Below are 16,729 nucleotides of genomic sequence, written 5' to 3' on the forward strand. Positions count from 1 at the left end.
CCCGGCTTTGCGACCCGGCCCGCTTACGAACCTTGAGACAGCCCCAGCAGCCGCACCGCCGCCCGCACCTGATCCTCGACCGGAAGGGCCAGATCAACCACCGCGCCATCCTCGTCGGGTTGCAGGGGCTCCAGCGTCGCCAGTTGCGATTCCAGCAGCTTGGGGGGAAAGAAATGGCCTGCGCGGTGGTTCAGCCGTTCGGCCAGCAGATCCTGCGGGCCGTGGATATGCAGGAAGCGGACCCGAGGCGCGCCGCCGCGCAGGATGTCGCGATAGGCGCGCTTCAGCGCCGAACAGCCCAGGACCGAGCTTTCGCCCCGCGCCTCGCTGGCGGCGATCTGATCGGCCAGGGCTTGCAGCCAGGGCGCGCGGTCGGTGTCGTCCAGGGGGATGCCCTCGGCCATCTTGCGGACATTGACTTCGGGGTGGAAGCTGTCGCCCTCGACGAAGGGCCAGCCCATCAGGGCGGCCAGGGCGGTGCCGGTGGTGGTCTTGCCGCTGCCCGACACGCCCATGACGACGATGTGCTGCGCGCTCACAGCAGCCACCATCCCAGCAGGGCGAAGGCGAAGCCGATGCTGCCCAGAAGGGTCTCCATCACCGTCCAGGTCTTCAGCGTGGTCTTTTCATCCATGTTCAGGAACCGTCCCACCAGCCAGAAGCCGGAATCGTTGAAATGGCTCAGCACCGTGGCGCCGCCCGCGATGGCGATGACCAGAAAGCAGCGGTCCAGTTCGGACAGGCCGGTGGTGGCGGCGACGGTGGGGGCGATCAGCCCGGCCGTGGTGGTCAGCGCCACCGTGGCCGACCCCTGCGCCACCCGCAGCGCGGTCGAGATGACGAAGGCCGCGACGATCAGCGGCATCCCGACGGCTTCCAGGCTGCCCGCCAGGGCCTGGCCCACGCCGCTGGCGCGCAGCACGCCGCCGAACATGCCGCCCGCGCCCGTCACCAGGATGATGGCGCAGATCGGGCCAAGCGCGCGGTCCACGATCCGTTCCACTTCGGACGCAGGCTTGCCCTTGCCCAGGATCGCCATCGCCACCAGCAGCGTGATCAGCAGCGCCACGGGCGTCTGCCCCAGCAGGCGCAGCCCGGTGATCCAGGCCGCCTCTCCATCGACGAGGCCGATGGTCGCCAGCGTGTTCAGCCCGGTGTTGAGAAAGATCAGCCCCAGCGGCAGCAGCAGGACCAGCATGACCTGCCCGAAGCGCGGGACCGGCCCGGCGTTGTCCCGCGACAGGTCGGCACCCAGCAGTTCGGGGACCGGAACCACGAAGCGCTTGCCCGCCCATTGCCCGAACAGATAGGCGCCCAGATACCAGGTCGGGATCGCGACGATCACGCCCACGATCAGCAGCAGCCCGATATCCGCGCCCAGCAGGTCGCCCGCCGCGACCGGGCCGGGATGGGGCGGCACGAAGGCGTGCATCACCGCGAAGGCCCCGGCGGCGGGCAGCGCATAGAGCAGGACCGACCCCCCGAACCGCAGCGCCACGCTGAAGATGATCGGAAGCATCACCACCAGCCCCGCGTCGAAGAAGATCGGAAAGCCGAACAGCAGCGAGGCGATGCCAAGCGCGAAGGGCGCGCGGCGTTCCCCGAACTGGGCGATCAGCCGGTCGGCCAGCACCTGCGCGCCGCCCGTCACCTCCAGCAGGCGGCCGATCATGGCGCCGAACCCGACCAGCAGCGCGACCGATGCCAGCGTGTTGCCGAAGCCTTGCAGCAGCGTCGGCATCACGTCGTTCAGCGGAATGCCCGCGACCAGGGCGGTGACCAGGCTGACCAGCACCAAAGCAATGAACGCGTGCATCTTCAGCCGCATGATCAGGAACAGCAGCAGCACGATGGCCAAGGCCGCGATGATCAGCAGCGTGGCGGTGCCGTAAACAGGCTCGATCGGCGTCATGAAAACCTCCCCCAATTCGTTAGCGCAAACAGAGCGCGCTTCTTACAACCATAATCGCGACCGCGTGAAGCCATCAAATCCATGGCGGCGGGCTTGTCTCACCTCCAGCTTGGCACGGCTTTGCCGCTGGGTCATCCCCGATTGTCGCGCGCGCGGCCGGGCGGGGCGGCGGCTAGTCCTCGGCGATGATGTCGACGCTGTGGCTGCCCGATTGCGATCCGGCCAGCCGCATGGATCCGGTGACGGGGGCCACGTCGCCATAGTCGCGGCCATAGCCGATGGTGACGTGATCGGCGCCCACGAAGCAGGCATTGGTCGGGTCGTATTCGCACCAGCCCGCCTCGGCCCCGGTCCAGGCGCGAACCCAGGCGTGCATGGCGTCGGCACCTTCCAGCCGGGGCCTGCCCGGCGGCGGCACGGTGCGCAGGAAGCCCGAGACATAGGCCCCCGGAACGCCGATGCCGCGCAGGCCCGAGATCATGATCTGCGAAAAGTCCTGGCAGACGCCGTGCCGCCCGGCAAAGGCGTCGGCGATAGGGGTGTCGATCTCGGTCGCGGCGGAATCGAAGCGCATGTGGGCGTAGAGGGCGCGGCCCAGCGATTGCACAGCCTCTCGCAGGGTGGGCGCACCGGCGCAGGCGGCGCGCGCGAAATCGGCGATGGCCGCGACATGCGGGATGCGGGGCGAGGGGCGCAGGAAGTGATGCGGCGAATGGGGACCGAGATCGGTGATCTCGGCCAGGTCCAGGGCCAGGCTGGCGGGGCTGGCCGACAGATCCAGTTCGGTCTCGTCCCCGTGGCGCAGCACGCGGCCCGACATGTCGAAGCGCAGCTGAGTCAGACCGGCGGGCAGGACCAGCTGGGTCACCTCGTTGCCGAAGAAATCGGTGAAGCCGCTGCGTTCGACGGGCGGCGGGGTGACGGTGATGGCGGTCTGCTGGACCTCTTGCAGGCCCGGCAGGTCGGCGGGGCTGATGCGCAGAAGCTGCCGCCCGGCGCCGGTGGGACGGGCGAAGTCATAGCGGAAGGACAGGCGCAGACGGTACAGCATCAGGGGAAATAGGCGGCGGTCAGCAGGTCGGACAGCCCGCCGATGCGCCCGCGCAGCGACCACAGCGCGTCGGTCGTCAGGCTGTCGGGATCGGCGGTGGCCAGGTCCGCGTGCAGGCGCAGGGCCGCGCGGGCCAGCGGGGACAGGGCCCCGTGGTCGTTGGCGGCGGGCAGCATGTCCACCTGTTCGCGCAGCCCGTCGATCTGGTGGCGCAGCGCGCGCGGGTTCAGCGGGTCCAGCGCCAGCAGGTCGATCACCGTCGCGCGGGACGCGTCCAGGGTGAAGCGGCGGCGATGGGTCAGCACGCTGTCGCCGACCTCGATCGCCAGGTCCAGGGCGCCTTCGGGGGCGGCCTCGTCGCACAGCACCGCCAGCAGCGCGGCGGTGCCCATGGCGCGTTCATGCAGCCGCCCGATGGTCAGGAACCGCCAGCCGACGAAGCGATACATGTTTTCATGCACCAAGCCCGAGATCCCCGCCAGCTTGCGCAGCAGCGCCGACAGCGCGCGGGCCGCGTCGTCGCCCGGCGCCACGCGGGGGGCCATGGCGCGGGCGCTGCGGTCGATGTCGTGCAGCGCCGACCAGGCGTCGGGGGAAAAGCGGTCGCGCACCCGGCCCGCGCTGCCGATGGCGGCGGCCAGGTTGTCCAGCAGCCTTTGCGGAATGGGCGCGGCGGGGTCGATGCCGATCTGCCGGAACAGCGGATCGAAGCCCGCCAGCAGCCCCGCCCCCGCATCGCCCGATTCCGCCAGGCGCATGTGATAGGCCCGCATCAGCCGCACGATCCCCTCGGCCCGTTCGGCATAGCGGCCCAGCCAGAACAGGTTGTCGGCCGCCCGCGCGGGCAGGCCCCCCGGCACCAGCCGCTTGTCGGCGGCACTGGCCTGGCGCGCCAGGGTGATCACCGGCACCGGGTCGCGGCCCACCACCCAGACATCCGCCGCCGCACCCCCTTGCTGCATGGCGATGGCCGAGGCGTCCGCCGTGGCGCCGATCCGGGCGAAGCCGCCGGGCATCACCGTCCAGCCATCGGCGGTGCGCGCCAGAAAGACGCGCAGCATCATGGGGCGCGGCACCAGCCGGCCGTCCACCAGGGCGGGGGTGGTGGACAGGGTGACGGATTCCTGCGCGACCAGATCGCCGCCGCCCTCGGCCAGCCTGCGGTCAAGCGCCTGGGGCGACAGCGCGGCCGCCCGGATCAGGTCGTCCCTGGGATCGAAGGGCGCGCGCGTGGTCAGCGCGTCGGCCAGCACCATCCGGCGGGGATCGGCCCGCACCTCGGCCCGCGCGGATGCCGTGCCGCACCACCAGGTCGCGATATTCGGCATGGCCAGCGGCGCGCGCGCCAGTTCGGGCGCAAGCTGCGGCAGGAACGCCATCAGCGCGCGGGTCTCCAGCACGCCCGAGCCCAGGGCATTGACCATCGTCACCGCGCCCGCCCGCAGCGCGGCCGTCATGCCGGGCGTGCCGATGCGCGAGGCCGGGTCCAGTTCCAGCGGGTCGGCATAGTTCCCGTCCAGCCTGCGCCACAGCACGTCGACCGGGGCCATGCCCTGCACGCTGCGCACCATCAGCCGGTCGTCCGCCACGATCAGGTCGTCGCCCTCCAGCAGGGTGAATCCCAGATAGCGGGCGATATAGGCATGTTCGAAATAGGTCTCGTTCATCGGGCCGGGGGTCAGGATCGCCACCCGGCCGTCGCGGTCGCCCGCCTGGTCCCGCAATGCGTCGCGGAAGGCGCGGAAGAACCCGGCGAGGCGGTGGACATTGCCTGCGGGGTAAAGCTCGGAATAGGCGCGGGTCATGGCGACGCGGTTTTCCAAGGCATAGCCCGCGCCCGACGGCGCCTGGGTGCGGTCGGCCAGCACCCACCATTGCCCGTCGGGGCCGCGCCCCAGCTCGAAGGCCAGGAAATGCAGGAAATGCCCGCCGCGCGGCCTGACGCCGACCATCGGGCGCAGCCATTCGGGGTTGCCCGCGACCAGTGCGGCGGGCAATTGCCCCGAGGCGACAAGCGCGTTCGGGCCGTAAAGATCGGCGATCACCGTCTCCAGCAGGTCGGCGCGCTGCATCAGGGCGCGGGCGATCCGGGACCATTCCTCCTCGGCCAGCAGGACGGGGATCCGGCTCAGCGGCCAGGGCCGTTCGACCGACTGCCCTTCGCCGTATTGGCGATAGAAGACCCCGCTATCCAGCAGATAGCGGTCGGCGCGGGCCAGGTCGCGGGTCAGCGCCTCGTCCGACAGCGCGTCCAGATGGGCTGTCAGCCTGCGCCAGGGCGGGCGGATCAGGCCGTCCGGCCCGACCATCTCGTCCGGGACGCCGGGCAGCGGGCGATAGGACGCGCTGCGCGGCTGTCCCATGGCAAAGGCGGCCTCGCCGGTCATGGCGCGTCACACCCCGCCGCATGGCGCAGATCCAGCGTCAGCGGGAATTCGCGGTGAAGGCGTTCCGGCGCGACCGGATGGCCATGGCCGGGGCGGTGGCCGTGGGGGCTGAACCGCGCCAGCCTGCGCGCCTCGGCCTCGTTCCCGTTCACCGGGAAGGTGTCGTAATTGCGCCCGCCCGGATGGGCGACGTGATAGACGCAGCCGCCAAGCGGGCGGTTCGACCAGGTATCGAAGATGTCGAAGGTCAGCGGCGCATCGACGGGCAGCACCGGATGCAGCGCCGAGGCGGGCTGCCACGCCTTGAAGCGCACCCCCGCCACCGATTCGCCCGCGCCGATATCCGTCAGCGGCACCGCGCGGCCGTCGCACAGCACCTGATAGCGCGAGGGATCCGCCGACGACAGCTTGACCTGCAAGCGCTCGGTGGAACTGTCGGTATAGCGCACGGTGCCGCCGATGGCGCCCGTCTCGCCCAGCACATGCCAGGGTTCCAGGGCCTGGCGCAGTTCCAGATGGACGCCCTCGACCTCGACCTCGCCGCAGAAGGGGAAGCGGAACTCGGCCTGGGCCTTGAACCAGTCCTGCCGCATCGGAAAGCCGTGATCGGTCAGGTCGCGCAGCACGTCGCAGAAGTCCGCCCAGACGAAATGCGGCAGCATGAAGCGGTCGTGCAGCACTGTCCCCCAGCGGGTCAGGTCGCCCGTGGCGGGCGTCTTCCAGAACCGCGCGATCAGCACGCGCAGCAGCAATTGCTGCGCGAGGCTCATCCGCGCGTCGGGCGGCATCTCGAAGCCCCGGAACTCGACCAGGCCCAGGCGGCCGGTGGGACCATCGGGAGAGTAGAGCTTGTCGATGCAGATTTCCGCCCGGTGGGTATTGCCGGTCACGTCGGTCAGGATGTTGCGCAGCAGCCGGTCGGTCAGCCAGGGCAGGGGCGGCGTGCCATGGTCTGGCGCGGGGATCTGGGCCAGCGCGATTTCCAGCTCGTAGAGCGCGTCGCGCCGCGCCTCGTCGATCCGGGGGGCCTGACTGGTCGGGCCGATGAACAGGCCCGAGAACAGGTAGGACAGCGAGGGGTGCCGGTTCCAGTGCCGGATCAGGCTGGCCAGCAGGTCGGGGCGGCGCAGGAAGGGGCTGTCATTGGTGGTGGCCCCGCCGACCACGACATGGTTGCCGCCGCCGGTGCCGGTATGCCTGCCGTCCAGCATGAACTTTTCCGCCAAGCCGCGACTGGCGCGCATCGTCATGGACGCCCTGGGTGATCGCCACGCAATCGTCCCAGCTTGCGGCGGGGTGGATGTTCACCTCGATCACGCCGGGATCGGGGGCCACGCGGATCACGTTCAGGCGCGGATCCTGCGGGGGCGCGTAGCCTTCCACATGGACGGGCAGGTTCAGGCGCAGGGCGGCGGCCTCGACCGCGCGCAGCAGATCCAGATATTCCTACAGCGTCGCCACGGGCGGCATGAAGACGCAGAGCCGGCCGTTCTTCGGCTCGACCGACAGCGCGGTGCGGATCTGGCCGCCCAAGTCCGCCTCGCCGGTGCCCGGCGCCTGGGGCATCCCGTCCCGGACCGGCGCAGGGGCGACGAAACTGGCCATCGGCTGCGACATGCGGCCGGGCGCGACCGGTTCCGGCGGGGCCAGCGGCGCGCGGTCCTGGGTCGGACCAATAGTCGGTGTCGCCGCGCCGGATTTCGTGGATGACCGTGATCTCGGTCGGACCGGTCCGCACCGCCGTCATGCCGTTCTGCGCGGTGAAGGCCGCCGCGGGCAGCGGCAGAAGCATCGCAAGGATCGTCAAGCGCATCGCATCCTCCTTCGGAACCGCCATCGCTTCCCGCTCGTTTCACCGGAACCTGTCTATCGGAGCATGATCATGCATCTTCGACTGTTCCTGATCCATATCTGGGTCGCCTCGATTGCCGGGGCGGTGGTGATCGCGGGGCTGGCATTGGGCTATTTCGGCGTCGCGACCTTCGTCTGGGGGGCGGTCATCGGTCTGGCCCTGGGCATTCCCGCCGCGCTGCTGAACTGGGTCTATCTGCGCCCGAACCGCTCGCAACAGATCGGCTGGACCTGGCCCATCGCCAACCGGATCCGCTCAGCTGCGAAGCAGCACCCCTCGACCCGCTGAGCGCAACGACCGAAGGCGGCCAGGGAAGGCCGCCTTCGATCCGTCCTACATCGCCTCGGCGCTTTCCTGCTGGATCACCTGACCGGCGGTCGAGACGTCGCGGCCAAGGCCTTGCGCCGTCTGGCACCCGGCCAAGGCCATCATCGCAAGAATGGCGCCCAGGCCAAGAAAGGTCTTCTGCATCCGTCCACACTCCTTTGCACGATCTGCGACCGAACGCCTTGTCCGGCACCGGGTTCCAGCGGGTCAGAACGCCACACCCGACCACAGCGCCACATTGGCATAGGGCGTGAACTCTCCGGTCCGCACCACCGCGCGGGCGCCGCGGGTCAGGGCCTTGAAATCCGTATGCGCAACGATCTCGGCCCTGCCCAGGTCGCGGGCGCGCAGGGCCTGGGCCAGATCCGCCGATGCCTCGCTGGCCCAGGCAGATCGCTCCACCACCAGTTCGGCCAGCACCGCGTCCAGCACGTCGAAGAACCCAGGGATACCGCGCGTCACCGCCAGGTCTATGCAGCGCACCCCCGGCGGGACGGGCAGCCCGGCATCGCCGATCACCAGCAGGTCGCCATGGCCCATCGCGGCGATCAGGCCGGACAGTTCGGAATGCAGCAAGGCGGTGCGCTTCATGGGTCTAGCCTTCGGGCAGGGTTTCGGACAGATAGCGGATCATGTTGCCGCCCATGACCTTGGCGATCTGCGCCTCGGTCAGGCCCTGGTCCATCAGCGCCTGGGTCAGCGCCGCCAGATGCGCCGCGTCGAAGGGCACCCCGACCGAGCCGTCATAATCGGACCCCAGCGACACGTGATCCTCGCCCACCAGGGCGATGGCTGCGACGATGCTTTCCGCGATATGGGCGGGGGTGCCGCCGCAGACCACGTCGGACCAGAAGCCGATGCCGATCATGCCGCCCTTGGCCGCGATCCGGCGGACCAGATCGTCGTCCAGGTTGCGGTGGCTGCCACAATGGCCGTGGATGCCGGTATGGGACAGGATCGGCCGCGCCTCCGGGATCGCCAGCACGTCCTGCACCATCAGGGGCGAGGCATGGGCGAGGTCGATCACCATGCCGCGCCGGATCATGCCGGCGACCACCTGCCGCCCGAAATCCGACAGCCCCGCGCCCGTGCCACCTTCGCCATGCAGGCTGCCGCCCAGCTCGTTGTCGAAGAAATGCGTCAGCCCCATCAGCCGGAACCCGGCGTCATACAGCACGTCCAGATTGCCGATCTCGCCTTCCAGCGGATGCCCGCCCTCGGACCCCAGCACCGCGCCCAGCACCCGCTGCCCGCCCGCGCGCGCGTCCAGAACGGCTTGCAGGTCGGCGCGTGTGCGGATCAGGCGCAGCCGGTCGGGCGCCTCCTCTGCGGCCTTCGCCAGGGCCTCGGCCTGCACAAGCGCGCGTTCCCGCAGCGAAAACCACGACCGGATCGGGCGCAACTGGCCGATGAACAGCGGCGTGATGTTGTCGGGGGCCTCGGCGCTGTTCTGGTCGTAATTCTGGCCGCGCGGGCTTTTCGTAACCGTGGTGAAGACCTGCACCGCGACATTGCCGTCCAGCAGCCGGGGCACGTCGCTATGGCCCCGGTCGGCGCGGTCCAGGATGTCGCGATCCCACAGCAGGGTGTCGGAATGCCAGTCGCCGATCACCAGCCGGTCATGCAGGGCCTGCGTCTCGGCCGAGACCGGCCAGCCCCCGGCCGGCATCCGCAGCGGGTTCAGGCCGCGTTCGACATAGCCCGGCGCGAAGACGAAAAATGCTGCGGCGGCCAGGACCGCCAACACCGCCACCGCAGCAAATGTCCGTTTCAGCATCGCCACCTTCTTCTTCACGAAAATATCCGCGGGGGAATCCGCGCAGCGGATGGGGGCGGCAGCCCCCTATGCCTCCAATGCCTCAAGCTCGTCGATGAAGCCCTCGATCATCGACAGCCCTTTGTCCCAGAATTTCGGATCCGAGGCGTCCAGCCCGAAGGGCGCCAGCAGATCCTTGTGATGCTTCGATCCGCCCGCCGCCAGCAGGTCGAAATACTTGGCCTGGAAGTCCGGCAGCCCGCTTTCATAGGCCGCGTAAAGCGCGTTCACCAGCCCGTCGCCGAAGGCATAGGCATAGACATAGAAGGGCGAATGCACGAAATGCGGCACATAGGTCCAGAAGGTCTCGTAACCCGGCATGAAGTCGAAGACCGGGCCAAGGCTTTCGGCCTGCACCGACATCCACAGCGCGTTGATGTCGTCCGGGGTCAACTCGCCCTCTGCCCGCGCCGCGTGCAGCTTGCATTCGAAATCATAGAAGGCGATCTGGCGGACGACCGTGTTGATCATGTCCTCGACCTTGCCGGCCAGCAGGGCCTTCCTCTCGGCCGGATCGGTGGTCCTGGCCAGCAGCGCGCGGAAGGTCAGCATCTCGCCAAAGACCGATGCCGTCTCGGCCAGCGTCAGCGGCGTCGAGGCCAGCAGTTCCCCCTGGCCCGCGGCCAGCCGCTGGTGGACGCCGTGGCCCAGTTCGTGGGCCAGGGTCATCACGTCGCGCGGCTTGCCCAGATAGTTCAGCATCACATAGGGATGCACCGTGGTCACGGTCGGATGGGCGAAGGCGCCTGGCGCCTTGCCCGGCGTCACGGCGGCGTCGATCCAGCCCTTGTCGAAGAAGGGCTGCGCCAGATCCGCCAGCCGGGGCGAGAAGCCCGCATAGGCATCCAGCACCGTCGCCCGCGCCTCGTCCCAGGCCACGATCCGGTCCGAGGCGGTGGGCAGGGGGGCGTTGCGGTCCCAGACCTGCAACCTGTCCAGCCCCAGCCATTTCGCCTTCAGCGCATAATAGCGATGCGACAGGCGCGGATAGGCGGCGGTGACGGCGCTCTTCAGCGCCTCGACCACCTCGGGTTCGACATGGTTCGACAGGTGACGGCCGTATTGCGGGGTGGGCATCTTGCGCCACTTGTCCTCGATGGCCTTTTCCTTGGCCAGCGTGTTGTGGATGCGGGCGAACAGCTTGACGTTTTTGCCAAAGACCGCCGCGAGGGCGCGGGCCGCGGCTTCGCGGCGCGACCGGACATGGTCGGTCAGCAGGTTCAGCGTGGCTTCCAGGCCCAGCGTCTCGCCCTCCACGTCGAATTCCAGGGCGGCGGTGGTCTCGTCGAACAGCCGGTTCCAGGCGGCGGCGCCCACGACCGAGTTGTCGTGCAGGAACTGCTCCAGCTCGTCCGTCAGCTGGTGCGGGCGCATGGCGCGCATCCGGTCGAAGACCGGCCTGTAGCGGGCCGGGCCATCGGCGGCGGTGAACACGGCCTCATAGGTCTGGTCCGGGATGCGGTTGAATTCCAGGCTGAAAAAGACCAGCGGCGTGGTGATGTCGGTGATCCGGCCTTGCAGGTCGCCCATCTGCTTGGCGCGCGCCGGGTCCAGCGTGTTCTGGTAATAGCGCAGCCCGACATAGGACATGATCCGCCCTGCGGTGATGTCGATGCGCTGATAGGCCTCGATGCAGGCCAGCATCTCGGGCGCGGTCAGTTCGGCCAGCCTGCCCTGATACCGGGCGGCGAAGTCGCGCGCCTCGGTTTCCAGCAGGGCGATGTCGGCGGTCAGTTCGGCCGAATCCGGCGCCGGATACAGGTCGGTCAGATCCCATTCGGGAAGGTTGCCAAGGTCGCTGCCCGTCACCTGGTCGCGGGCTTCGAAGATCGGTTGTCCTGCCATCGGGGATCCTTTCGTGCTGGCACCCAGATGTAAACCACCGGGGGCAGGGCGCAAGGCTGCGCGGCCCTACAGCGTCACAAAAGCGGGCGCATGGCGGATGGCGCTGCCCCTGGGCAGGGTGCCGATCATCTGCATCGCCAGCCCGGCATAGGGCGAGGACAGATCGGCGGGCTTGAAGCCCAGCGGCCCGTAATAGCCCGGCGCGCCGACCACCACGACCGAGGCCGTGTCGGCCCAGGACACGGCCTGACGGACAAGGGCCGCGCCGATGCCCCGACCCTGCGCCTTGGGCGTGACCGATACGGGCGCCAGCGCATGGGCCGGTGCCTCGGCCTCCAGTGGCGACAGGGCGGCATGGCCCAGGATCGTGCCCGCCGCTTCGGCCACCAGCGACAGCGACAGGTCGCCGTCCTCGCGCAGCTTGCGCACCAGCCGCGCCTCGTCATCGCCGCCGAAGGTCGCGCGCAGCAGCGCGTCTATGGCGTCCAGGTCGTGCCGGGTCTCTCGGCGGATCACCGGGACCACGTCGTGGCGCTGGAAGTCGCGGCCGATGCCAGCGCCTTCGCGACCCCATTCGCTGGCCTCGGTGCGCTGTCCATGGGCGGCGAAGGCGTCGGCATCGGCGAACAGTTCCGACAGGTGCCAGACCATCGGATCCTCATCCTGCCACAGGTCGAAGGCCAGACAGCCCGGTTCCTCGCGGCTCAGCCGGATGTGATCGGGCAGCAGCGACAGCGCCGCCATCATCTGCGCGGCGTCCCGGCAGATCAGCCGCCCGGTCAGCCCGAACAGCGGCGTCCTCATCGCCACCGGCACGCCCGAGGCGTCGTGATGGTGGCGGGGCGAATGATGATGGCCGCAGGCGCAGGAGGTCATGGATGGTCCTTCAGACGGTCGATCAGCGCCATCGCGGCAGCCGGGTTGCGGGCCTTTTCGCCCGAGATGACGTAGAGATACAGGTCGCGGTCCTTGCCCGCCCGCCGCGCCATGTCGGCCCAGCGGTCCAGGTCGGCATCGGCATAGCCGTTCGCGCGGTCGGTCGTGCCCATCAGCCGCCAATAGCCGAAATCGGCGGTGTCGGCGGCGATTTCGGGAAACTTGCTGTCCAATGCGCGGACCAGGGCCACGCCGCGGTCGCGGCACAGGGCGGCGGCCTCGTCGCCGGCAAAGCTGTCATGGCGCGCCTCGACCGCGTGGCGCAGGGGAAGGCCGTCATGGCTGGCGGGCAGCAGCGCCAGGAAAGCCGCGAAATCCTGGGGGTCGAACGTCTTCGTCTCGGCCAATTGCCAGTTCAGCGGTCCCAGCTTGGCCCCCAGCCGCGCGATGCCCGAATCCAGGAACCGCGCCACGCTGTCGCCCGCCTCGGCCAGAACCTTGCGGTTGGTGGCGAAGCGCGGCCCTTTCAGCGCGAAGACGAAGTCCTCGGGCGTCTCGTCATGCCATTTCTGGAAGCTCTCGGGCTTCTGGCTGCCGTAATAGGTCGCGTTGATCTCGATCGAGGTCAGGCGGCGGCTGGCATATTCCAGTTCCCGCCGCTGCGGCAGGTCGTCGGGATAGAAGGCGCCGCCGCGCCAGGGCGCGAAGGTCCAGCCGCCGATGCCGATGCGGATCATATGCGCCTCCTGGTTCTGTCGCCCCCATCCTGCAACAAAAAAGCCGCCCCGCAAGGGGGTCGGTCGAAAGCTCATTCCCATGCGGTGGTCAACCGGCCTGAGTTCGCAGTGTCATTGTCGGGCTTTCAGCCTGCGCTCCAAGTCCATACCAACTGCGATACCACCAGGCCAAAGGGGACAGGATTCGCGGATTCCTCCCCGCGCCCGCCCGCAGCCGCGCCCTCGTGTTCATCGCGCTCGACAAGCTCGCCAATCAGGGATTGCAGCAGGCGATGATCGTCGTGCCGGCAAAGACCATCCGATCGTCCTTCGCGGATTAACCGCTGCCCAAGTTCGGCTTCTGGGTCGACCTGCAGGTGCAGCCGGAATGGAAGGCGAACAGGATCGCCCCCCGTGCTGCGCGAAACCATGGCGCGCGACCGGTCAAGCGTCGCCTGAATAAGAACAGGTATGACCGCACGCAAAAAAAAACCGACAGCAGCAGACTTGCCAGTTTTCAACTAGTATGGTAGAAGCCTGGCAGGAAGAGGAGGATTTTACATGCGCCCCCAAAAACTGCTTTCGCAGGCTGCCCTGACAACGTCGCTGGTGACGCTTCTCGTGGGTGCTGCTTTCGCTCAAGAAATTACGCTCCAAGCCGACCCCGAGGTCAGGATTCGCCCCCTCGTTGAAAAATTCAACGCCGAGAGTCCTGATATCAAGGTTAAACTTGAAGATATCAGCTATCAGACGACGGTGGAAAGCCTTCCCATACAGCTTGCGTCTGGTCAGGGGCCGGATATGGCGGTGGTGACCGATCTTGGCGGGCTTTCGAAATACTACCTCGATGTCGGACCATATGTCGACAAAGCCTATTTCGAGACACAATTCGGGCAGTCGCTGGCATGGTTGCGCGGTTCTCAGGGGGGTGACGCCATCAATGGCGTTCCGATCACCCTCACCGTCAACGGCGCCTTCGCCAATGCCACGCTGTTCGAACAGGCCGGAGTCGAGCTGCCGGAAGAAGGGGCGACATGGGAAGACTGGGCTCAGGCATCGAAGGCGGTTGCGGATGCGACCGGGCTGGACTTCGCCATGGAAATCGACCGTTCCGGCCACCGCTTCGCCTCGTTGGCAATAAGCTATGGCGCCGAGCTGGTCGATGAGCAGGGCAATCCCGTCGTGGACGAGGGCCTGCGTCAGGCGATCGAGACTTTCGCGCAATGGCACCGGGACGGTATCATGCCGATGGACCTGTGGGGGGCAATTGGCGGCTCGACCCATCGCGACAACTTCGCCGACTTTATCAATGCGAAAGTTCCGTTTTACTTTTCCGGCTCATGGAAGCTCAGCCCGATCGACAAGGACATCGGAGGGTTGTTCGAATGGCGTGCTGTTGCAACCCCCTGTGGCCCCTCCTCCTGCACGGCCATGCCCGGCGGCAATGCGCTGGTGGGCTGGAAACACACGCGCCAACCCGAGGCGGTGGCCAAGTTTCTTGAGTTTGCCGCGCAAGAGGAAAACCTCGAATACTATCTCTCGACCGCAGTCTATCTGCCGACCGCGTCGTCCCTCGTCGAAAAAGGCATCGACTATCAGGGCGCTCCTGCAAGCGTGAACGAGGCGATGGCGCTTTTCACGCAACAGATTCCGAAAATGGCGCCCGCCGCCCATCAGTTCCAAGGCTGGGCCTATCAGCGGGCCATGATGAACGCGATGACAACGCGCATAAGCCAGGTTCTCAACAACGAACTTGACGTCGATACCGCTCTCAAGCGGATCAAGGAAGACGTCGAGCTGGCGATCTCGGCGGGCAAGTAAGCAGTGCGGGGGGTGTAGCCTCGCTCCACCCCCTTGCTGTAGGGAGGAAAATCAAATGACAAACGGGGCAATGTCCTCTGCGGTCGGCGCCTTGGCGTCGTTGCCTGCAAGAGCGGTTGAGCCGTTCTGGAAATGGGCGCAGCGGCGGTTGGGAATGAAAGCCCTGCCATGGCTGTTTCTGCTGCCCAATCTGCTGATTATCTTCACCTTCGCGCTGATCCCGGTCGCGATCAACGTGGTGTTTTCCATCACGGGATCGGACAATCTCTATCCCTCCCAGCGGCCTTTTATCGGGCTTAGCAACTATCGCACGCTTGCCGATTGCGGCAACTTCCTTGATCCATCCACCTGCTCGCGCGATTTGTTCTGGCGGGCTGTCGGAAATTCGCTTCTTTTCGTGCCGCTTCAGACCTTGGCGATGGTCGGCGTGGCGCTGATGACGGCGATCGCACTCAACAAGAAAATCCGCGCGCGCGGTTTCTTCCGGGGTGTGTTCTTTTTCCCGGTAATGCTGTCGCCTGTGGTCGTCGCGATGACCTGGCAATGGCTCCTGCAGCGCAACGGCGTTCTCAACGCGATCATCAGCCTGTTCGGCGCAAATCGCGCCAGCTGGCTGGCGGATCCGAACCTGGCGTTCTTCTGGTCGATCTTCGTGACCGTCTGGGCCCATTGCGGCTTCTTCATGATTATCCTGCTGGCCGGACTGCAATCGATCCCGACCGATGTTTACGAGGCAGCCAAGATGGATCGCGCGTCGCCGTTCCGAGTATTCTGGAAGGTGACAATTCCCCTGCTGCGTCCCGTGCTGCTGGTGGTTTTCGTGCTGGCTGTCATTCGCTCTGTCCAGACCTTCGATGAGATTTACGTTCTCACGGGTGGCGGACCGGGTTCGGCAACGATGCTGGTCGTGCAATATATCTATGAAACCGGTTTCGCGCAGCAGCCGCGCAATTATGGGCTTGCCGCAGCCGGGTCGCTGATTCTTGGCTTTGTCCTTCTGATCTTTACGCTTGTCCAGCTCCGCATATCGCGAGGTGAAAATGACTGACACGGCTTTCACGCAAGCGGCTCCGCGCGGGTTCAAGGAATTCTTCAAGCCTCGTGGCGAGCGGATGCACTGGACCGATTACGTCACCTATGGCTATTTGATTATCGGTGTCCTGGTGATGTTGCTGCCCGTTCTTTGGGTGGTGATCGGCTCTCTCAAATCACCCGCGAACCTCTCCGAATATCCCCCCACCCTCATGCCCATGGCGACCCAGACGATTGTCGTCGATGGCCATCCCGATCCATTGCCGCTGTTCGAGGTGACGCAGGATGATGGAACGGTCAAGACGCTGGCCCAAATTCGCCGGGTCGGCATCCGCGCGCAGATGATCGATCCCGACGATCCCGCGGCTGAACCCAGCGTCGTTGATGTGGCGAAGGCCAAGCCGATCCGCAGCTTCAATCCGACATTCGACAATTACAAGGATCTGTTGCGCACAGCTGGCGATACGATCTGGCGCAGCATCTACAATTCCGCCTTCATCACAATAGTCGCCACCCTCATCACATTGGTGATAAACTCCATGGCGGCCTTTGCTCTGTCGAAATTCCGCTTTACCGGCTCGACCTTCGCACTGGTCCTGATCCTGGCGACCCTGATGGTTCCGGCCACGATCATTCTCGTGCCCATCTACCTGATCAACAGTCAGCTGGGGCTGGTGAATTCCCTTTGGGGCGTGATCCTGCCGGTGCTGGCGACGCCGACGGGAGTTTTTCTGCTGCGTCAGTATATGCTGACAATTCCCGACGAATTGCTTGAAGCGGCCAGGATGGATCATGCGTCCGAATGGCAGATATACTGGCGGATCGTTCTGCCCTTGACGACGCCCGCATTGGCTGTTGTCGCGATTTTTTCCATCATGAGCCGATGGAACGACTTTCTGCTTCCGCTCATCGTCCTCAACACGAAAGATAGCCAGACGCTCCAGCTTGCGCTTGCCGGATTCAAGACCGAACAGGGCATCGAATGGCACCTGCTTCTTGCCATGACCACCATCACGGCCTTGCCGCTGGCCTTCATTTTCCTGTTCCTGCAACGCTACATCACAACCGGTATCGCCTCATCCGGCGTCAAGTAA

At 66.8% G+C, this 16,729-nt stretch carries 16 protein-coding genes and 1 pseudogene; 5 read left to right on the forward strand and 12 right to left on the reverse strand.

What is annotated here, in order from left to right:
- Positions 1-23: 23 nt before the first annotated feature.
- The 5 genes and pseudogenes from PXD02_RS04145 to PXD02_RS04165 form a co-directional block, all read right to left on the reverse strand.
- Complete coding sequence (locus PXD02_RS04145; RefSeq protein WP_275105662.1) at positions 24-539, reverse strand: gluconokinase; 516 nt, start codon at positions 537-539, stop codon at positions 24-26.
- Positions 536-1,912 carry a GntP family permease gene (locus PXD02_RS04150; RefSeq protein WP_275105663.1) on the reverse strand — a complete coding sequence of 459 codons (1,377 nt, stop codon included), beginning with the start codon at positions 1,910-1,912 and terminating at the stop codon, positions 536-538. The genes PXD02_RS04145 and PXD02_RS04150 overlap by 4 nt, the downstream gene beginning before the upstream one ends.
- 172 nt (positions 1,913-2,084) lie before the next feature.
- The gene (locus PXD02_RS04155) at positions 2,085-2,963 is read right to left on the reverse strand and encodes a transglutaminase family protein (protein ID WP_275105664.1); all 879 of its coding nucleotides are present in this window, start codon (positions 2,961-2,963) and stop codon (positions 2,085-2,087) included.
- Positions 2,963-5,350: a circularly permuted type 2 ATP-grasp protein gene (locus PXD02_RS04160; protein WP_275105665.1), complete on the reverse strand. Its 2,388-nt coding sequence runs from the start codon at positions 5,348-5,350 to the stop codon at positions 2,963-2,965. Before PXD02_RS04160 ends, PXD02_RS04155 begins: the two co-directional genes overlap by 1 nt.
- Positions 5,347-7,021 (reverse strand): annotated as a pseudogene (locus PXD02_RS04165) (transglutaminase family protein); the annotation flags it as partial. The pseudogene PXD02_RS04165 and the gene PXD02_RS04160, both read right to left, overlap by 4 nt.
- A 35-nt stretch (positions 7,022-7,056) precedes the next feature.
- Between PXD02_RS04165 and PXD02_RS04170 the strand changes: the two are divergent.
- Both PXD02_RS04170 and PXD02_RS04175 read left to right on the forward strand, forming a co-directional pair.
- A complete protein-coding gene (locus PXD02_RS04170) occupies positions 7,057-7,230 on the forward strand; it encodes a hypothetical protein (RefSeq protein WP_275105666.1) in 174 nt (57 codons plus the stop codon).
- A gap of 2 nt (positions 7,231-7,232) precedes the next feature.
- Complete coding sequence (locus PXD02_RS04175; protein WP_275105667.1) at positions 7,233-7,490, forward strand: hypothetical protein; 258 nt, start codon at positions 7,233-7,235, stop codon at positions 7,488-7,490.
- 45 nt (positions 7,491-7,535) lie between these two features.
- Here PXD02_RS04175 and PXD02_RS04180 read toward each other — a convergent pair whose 3' ends face one another.
- The 7 genes from PXD02_RS04180 to PXD02_RS04210 all read right to left on the reverse strand — a co-directional run bounded on the left by PXD02_RS04180 (position 7,536) and on the right by PXD02_RS04210 (position 13,303).
- The gene (locus PXD02_RS04180) at positions 7,536-7,673 is read right to left on the reverse strand and encodes an entericidin EcnAB (protein WP_275105668.1); all 138 of its coding nucleotides are present in this window, start codon (positions 7,671-7,673) and stop codon (positions 7,536-7,538) included.
- 63 nt (positions 7,674-7,736) lie between these two features.
- Entirely contained in the window at positions 7,737-8,120 is a 384-nt protein-coding gene (gene rbsD / locus PXD02_RS04185; RefSeq protein ID WP_275105669.1) for a D-ribose pyranase, read from the reverse strand.
- A gap of 4 nt (positions 8,121-8,124) precedes the next feature.
- Positions 8,125-9,306 carry a dipeptidase gene (locus PXD02_RS04190; protein ID WP_275105670.1) on the reverse strand — a complete coding sequence of 394 codons (1,182 nt, stop codon included), beginning with the start codon at positions 9,304-9,306 and terminating at the stop codon, positions 8,125-8,127.
- Between the two features lie 66 nt (positions 9,307-9,372).
- Positions 9,373-11,190 carry a M3 family oligoendopeptidase gene (locus tag PXD02_RS04195; protein WP_275105671.1) on the reverse strand — a complete coding sequence of 606 codons (1,818 nt, stop codon included), beginning with the start codon at positions 11,188-11,190 and terminating at the stop codon, positions 9,373-9,375.
- Positions 11,191-11,256: 66 nt separating this feature from the next.
- Complete coding sequence (locus tag PXD02_RS04200) at positions 11,257-12,066, reverse strand: GNAT family N-acetyltransferase (RefSeq protein WP_275105672.1); 810 nt, start codon at positions 12,064-12,066, stop codon at positions 11,257-11,259.
- Positions 12,063-12,803 carry a DUF72 domain-containing protein gene (locus tag PXD02_RS04205; protein WP_275105673.1) on the reverse strand — a complete coding sequence of 247 codons (741 nt, stop codon included), beginning with the start codon at positions 12,801-12,803 and terminating at the stop codon, positions 12,063-12,065. Before PXD02_RS04205 ends, PXD02_RS04200 begins: the two co-directional genes overlap by 4 nt.
- Positions 12,804-12,928: 125 nt before the next feature.
- Complete coding sequence (locus PXD02_RS04210) at positions 12,929-13,303, reverse strand: hypothetical protein (RefSeq protein ID WP_275105674.1); 375 nt, start codon at positions 13,301-13,303, stop codon at positions 12,929-12,931.
- 40 nt (positions 13,304-13,343) lie between these two features.
- On the opposite strand from PXD02_RS04210, the gene PXD02_RS04215 reads away from it, so the two are divergent.
- Genes PXD02_RS04215 through PXD02_RS04225 form a run of 3 tightly spaced genes read left to right on the forward strand, consistent with a single transcriptional unit; the run spans position 13,344 to position 16,729 of the window.
- Positions 13,344-14,603, forward strand: a complete 1,260-nt coding sequence (locus PXD02_RS04215) for an ABC transporter substrate-binding protein (protein WP_275105675.1) — start codon at positions 13,344-13,346, stop codon at positions 14,601-14,603.
- 55 nt (positions 14,604-14,658) lie between these two features.
- Complete coding sequence (locus PXD02_RS04220) at positions 14,659-15,651, forward strand: carbohydrate ABC transporter permease (RefSeq protein ID WP_275105676.1); 993 nt, start codon at positions 14,659-14,661, stop codon at positions 15,649-15,651.
- Complete coding sequence (locus PXD02_RS04225; RefSeq protein WP_275105677.1) at positions 15,644-16,729, forward strand: carbohydrate ABC transporter permease; 1,086 nt, start codon at positions 15,644-15,646, stop codon at positions 16,727-16,729. Before PXD02_RS04220 ends, PXD02_RS04225 begins: the two co-directional genes overlap by 8 nt.

Source organism: Paracoccus sp. S3-43 (genome assembly GCF_029027965.1).
Taxonomy (GTDB): domain Bacteria; phylum Pseudomonadota; class Alphaproteobacteria; order Rhodobacterales; family Rhodobacteraceae; genus Paracoccus.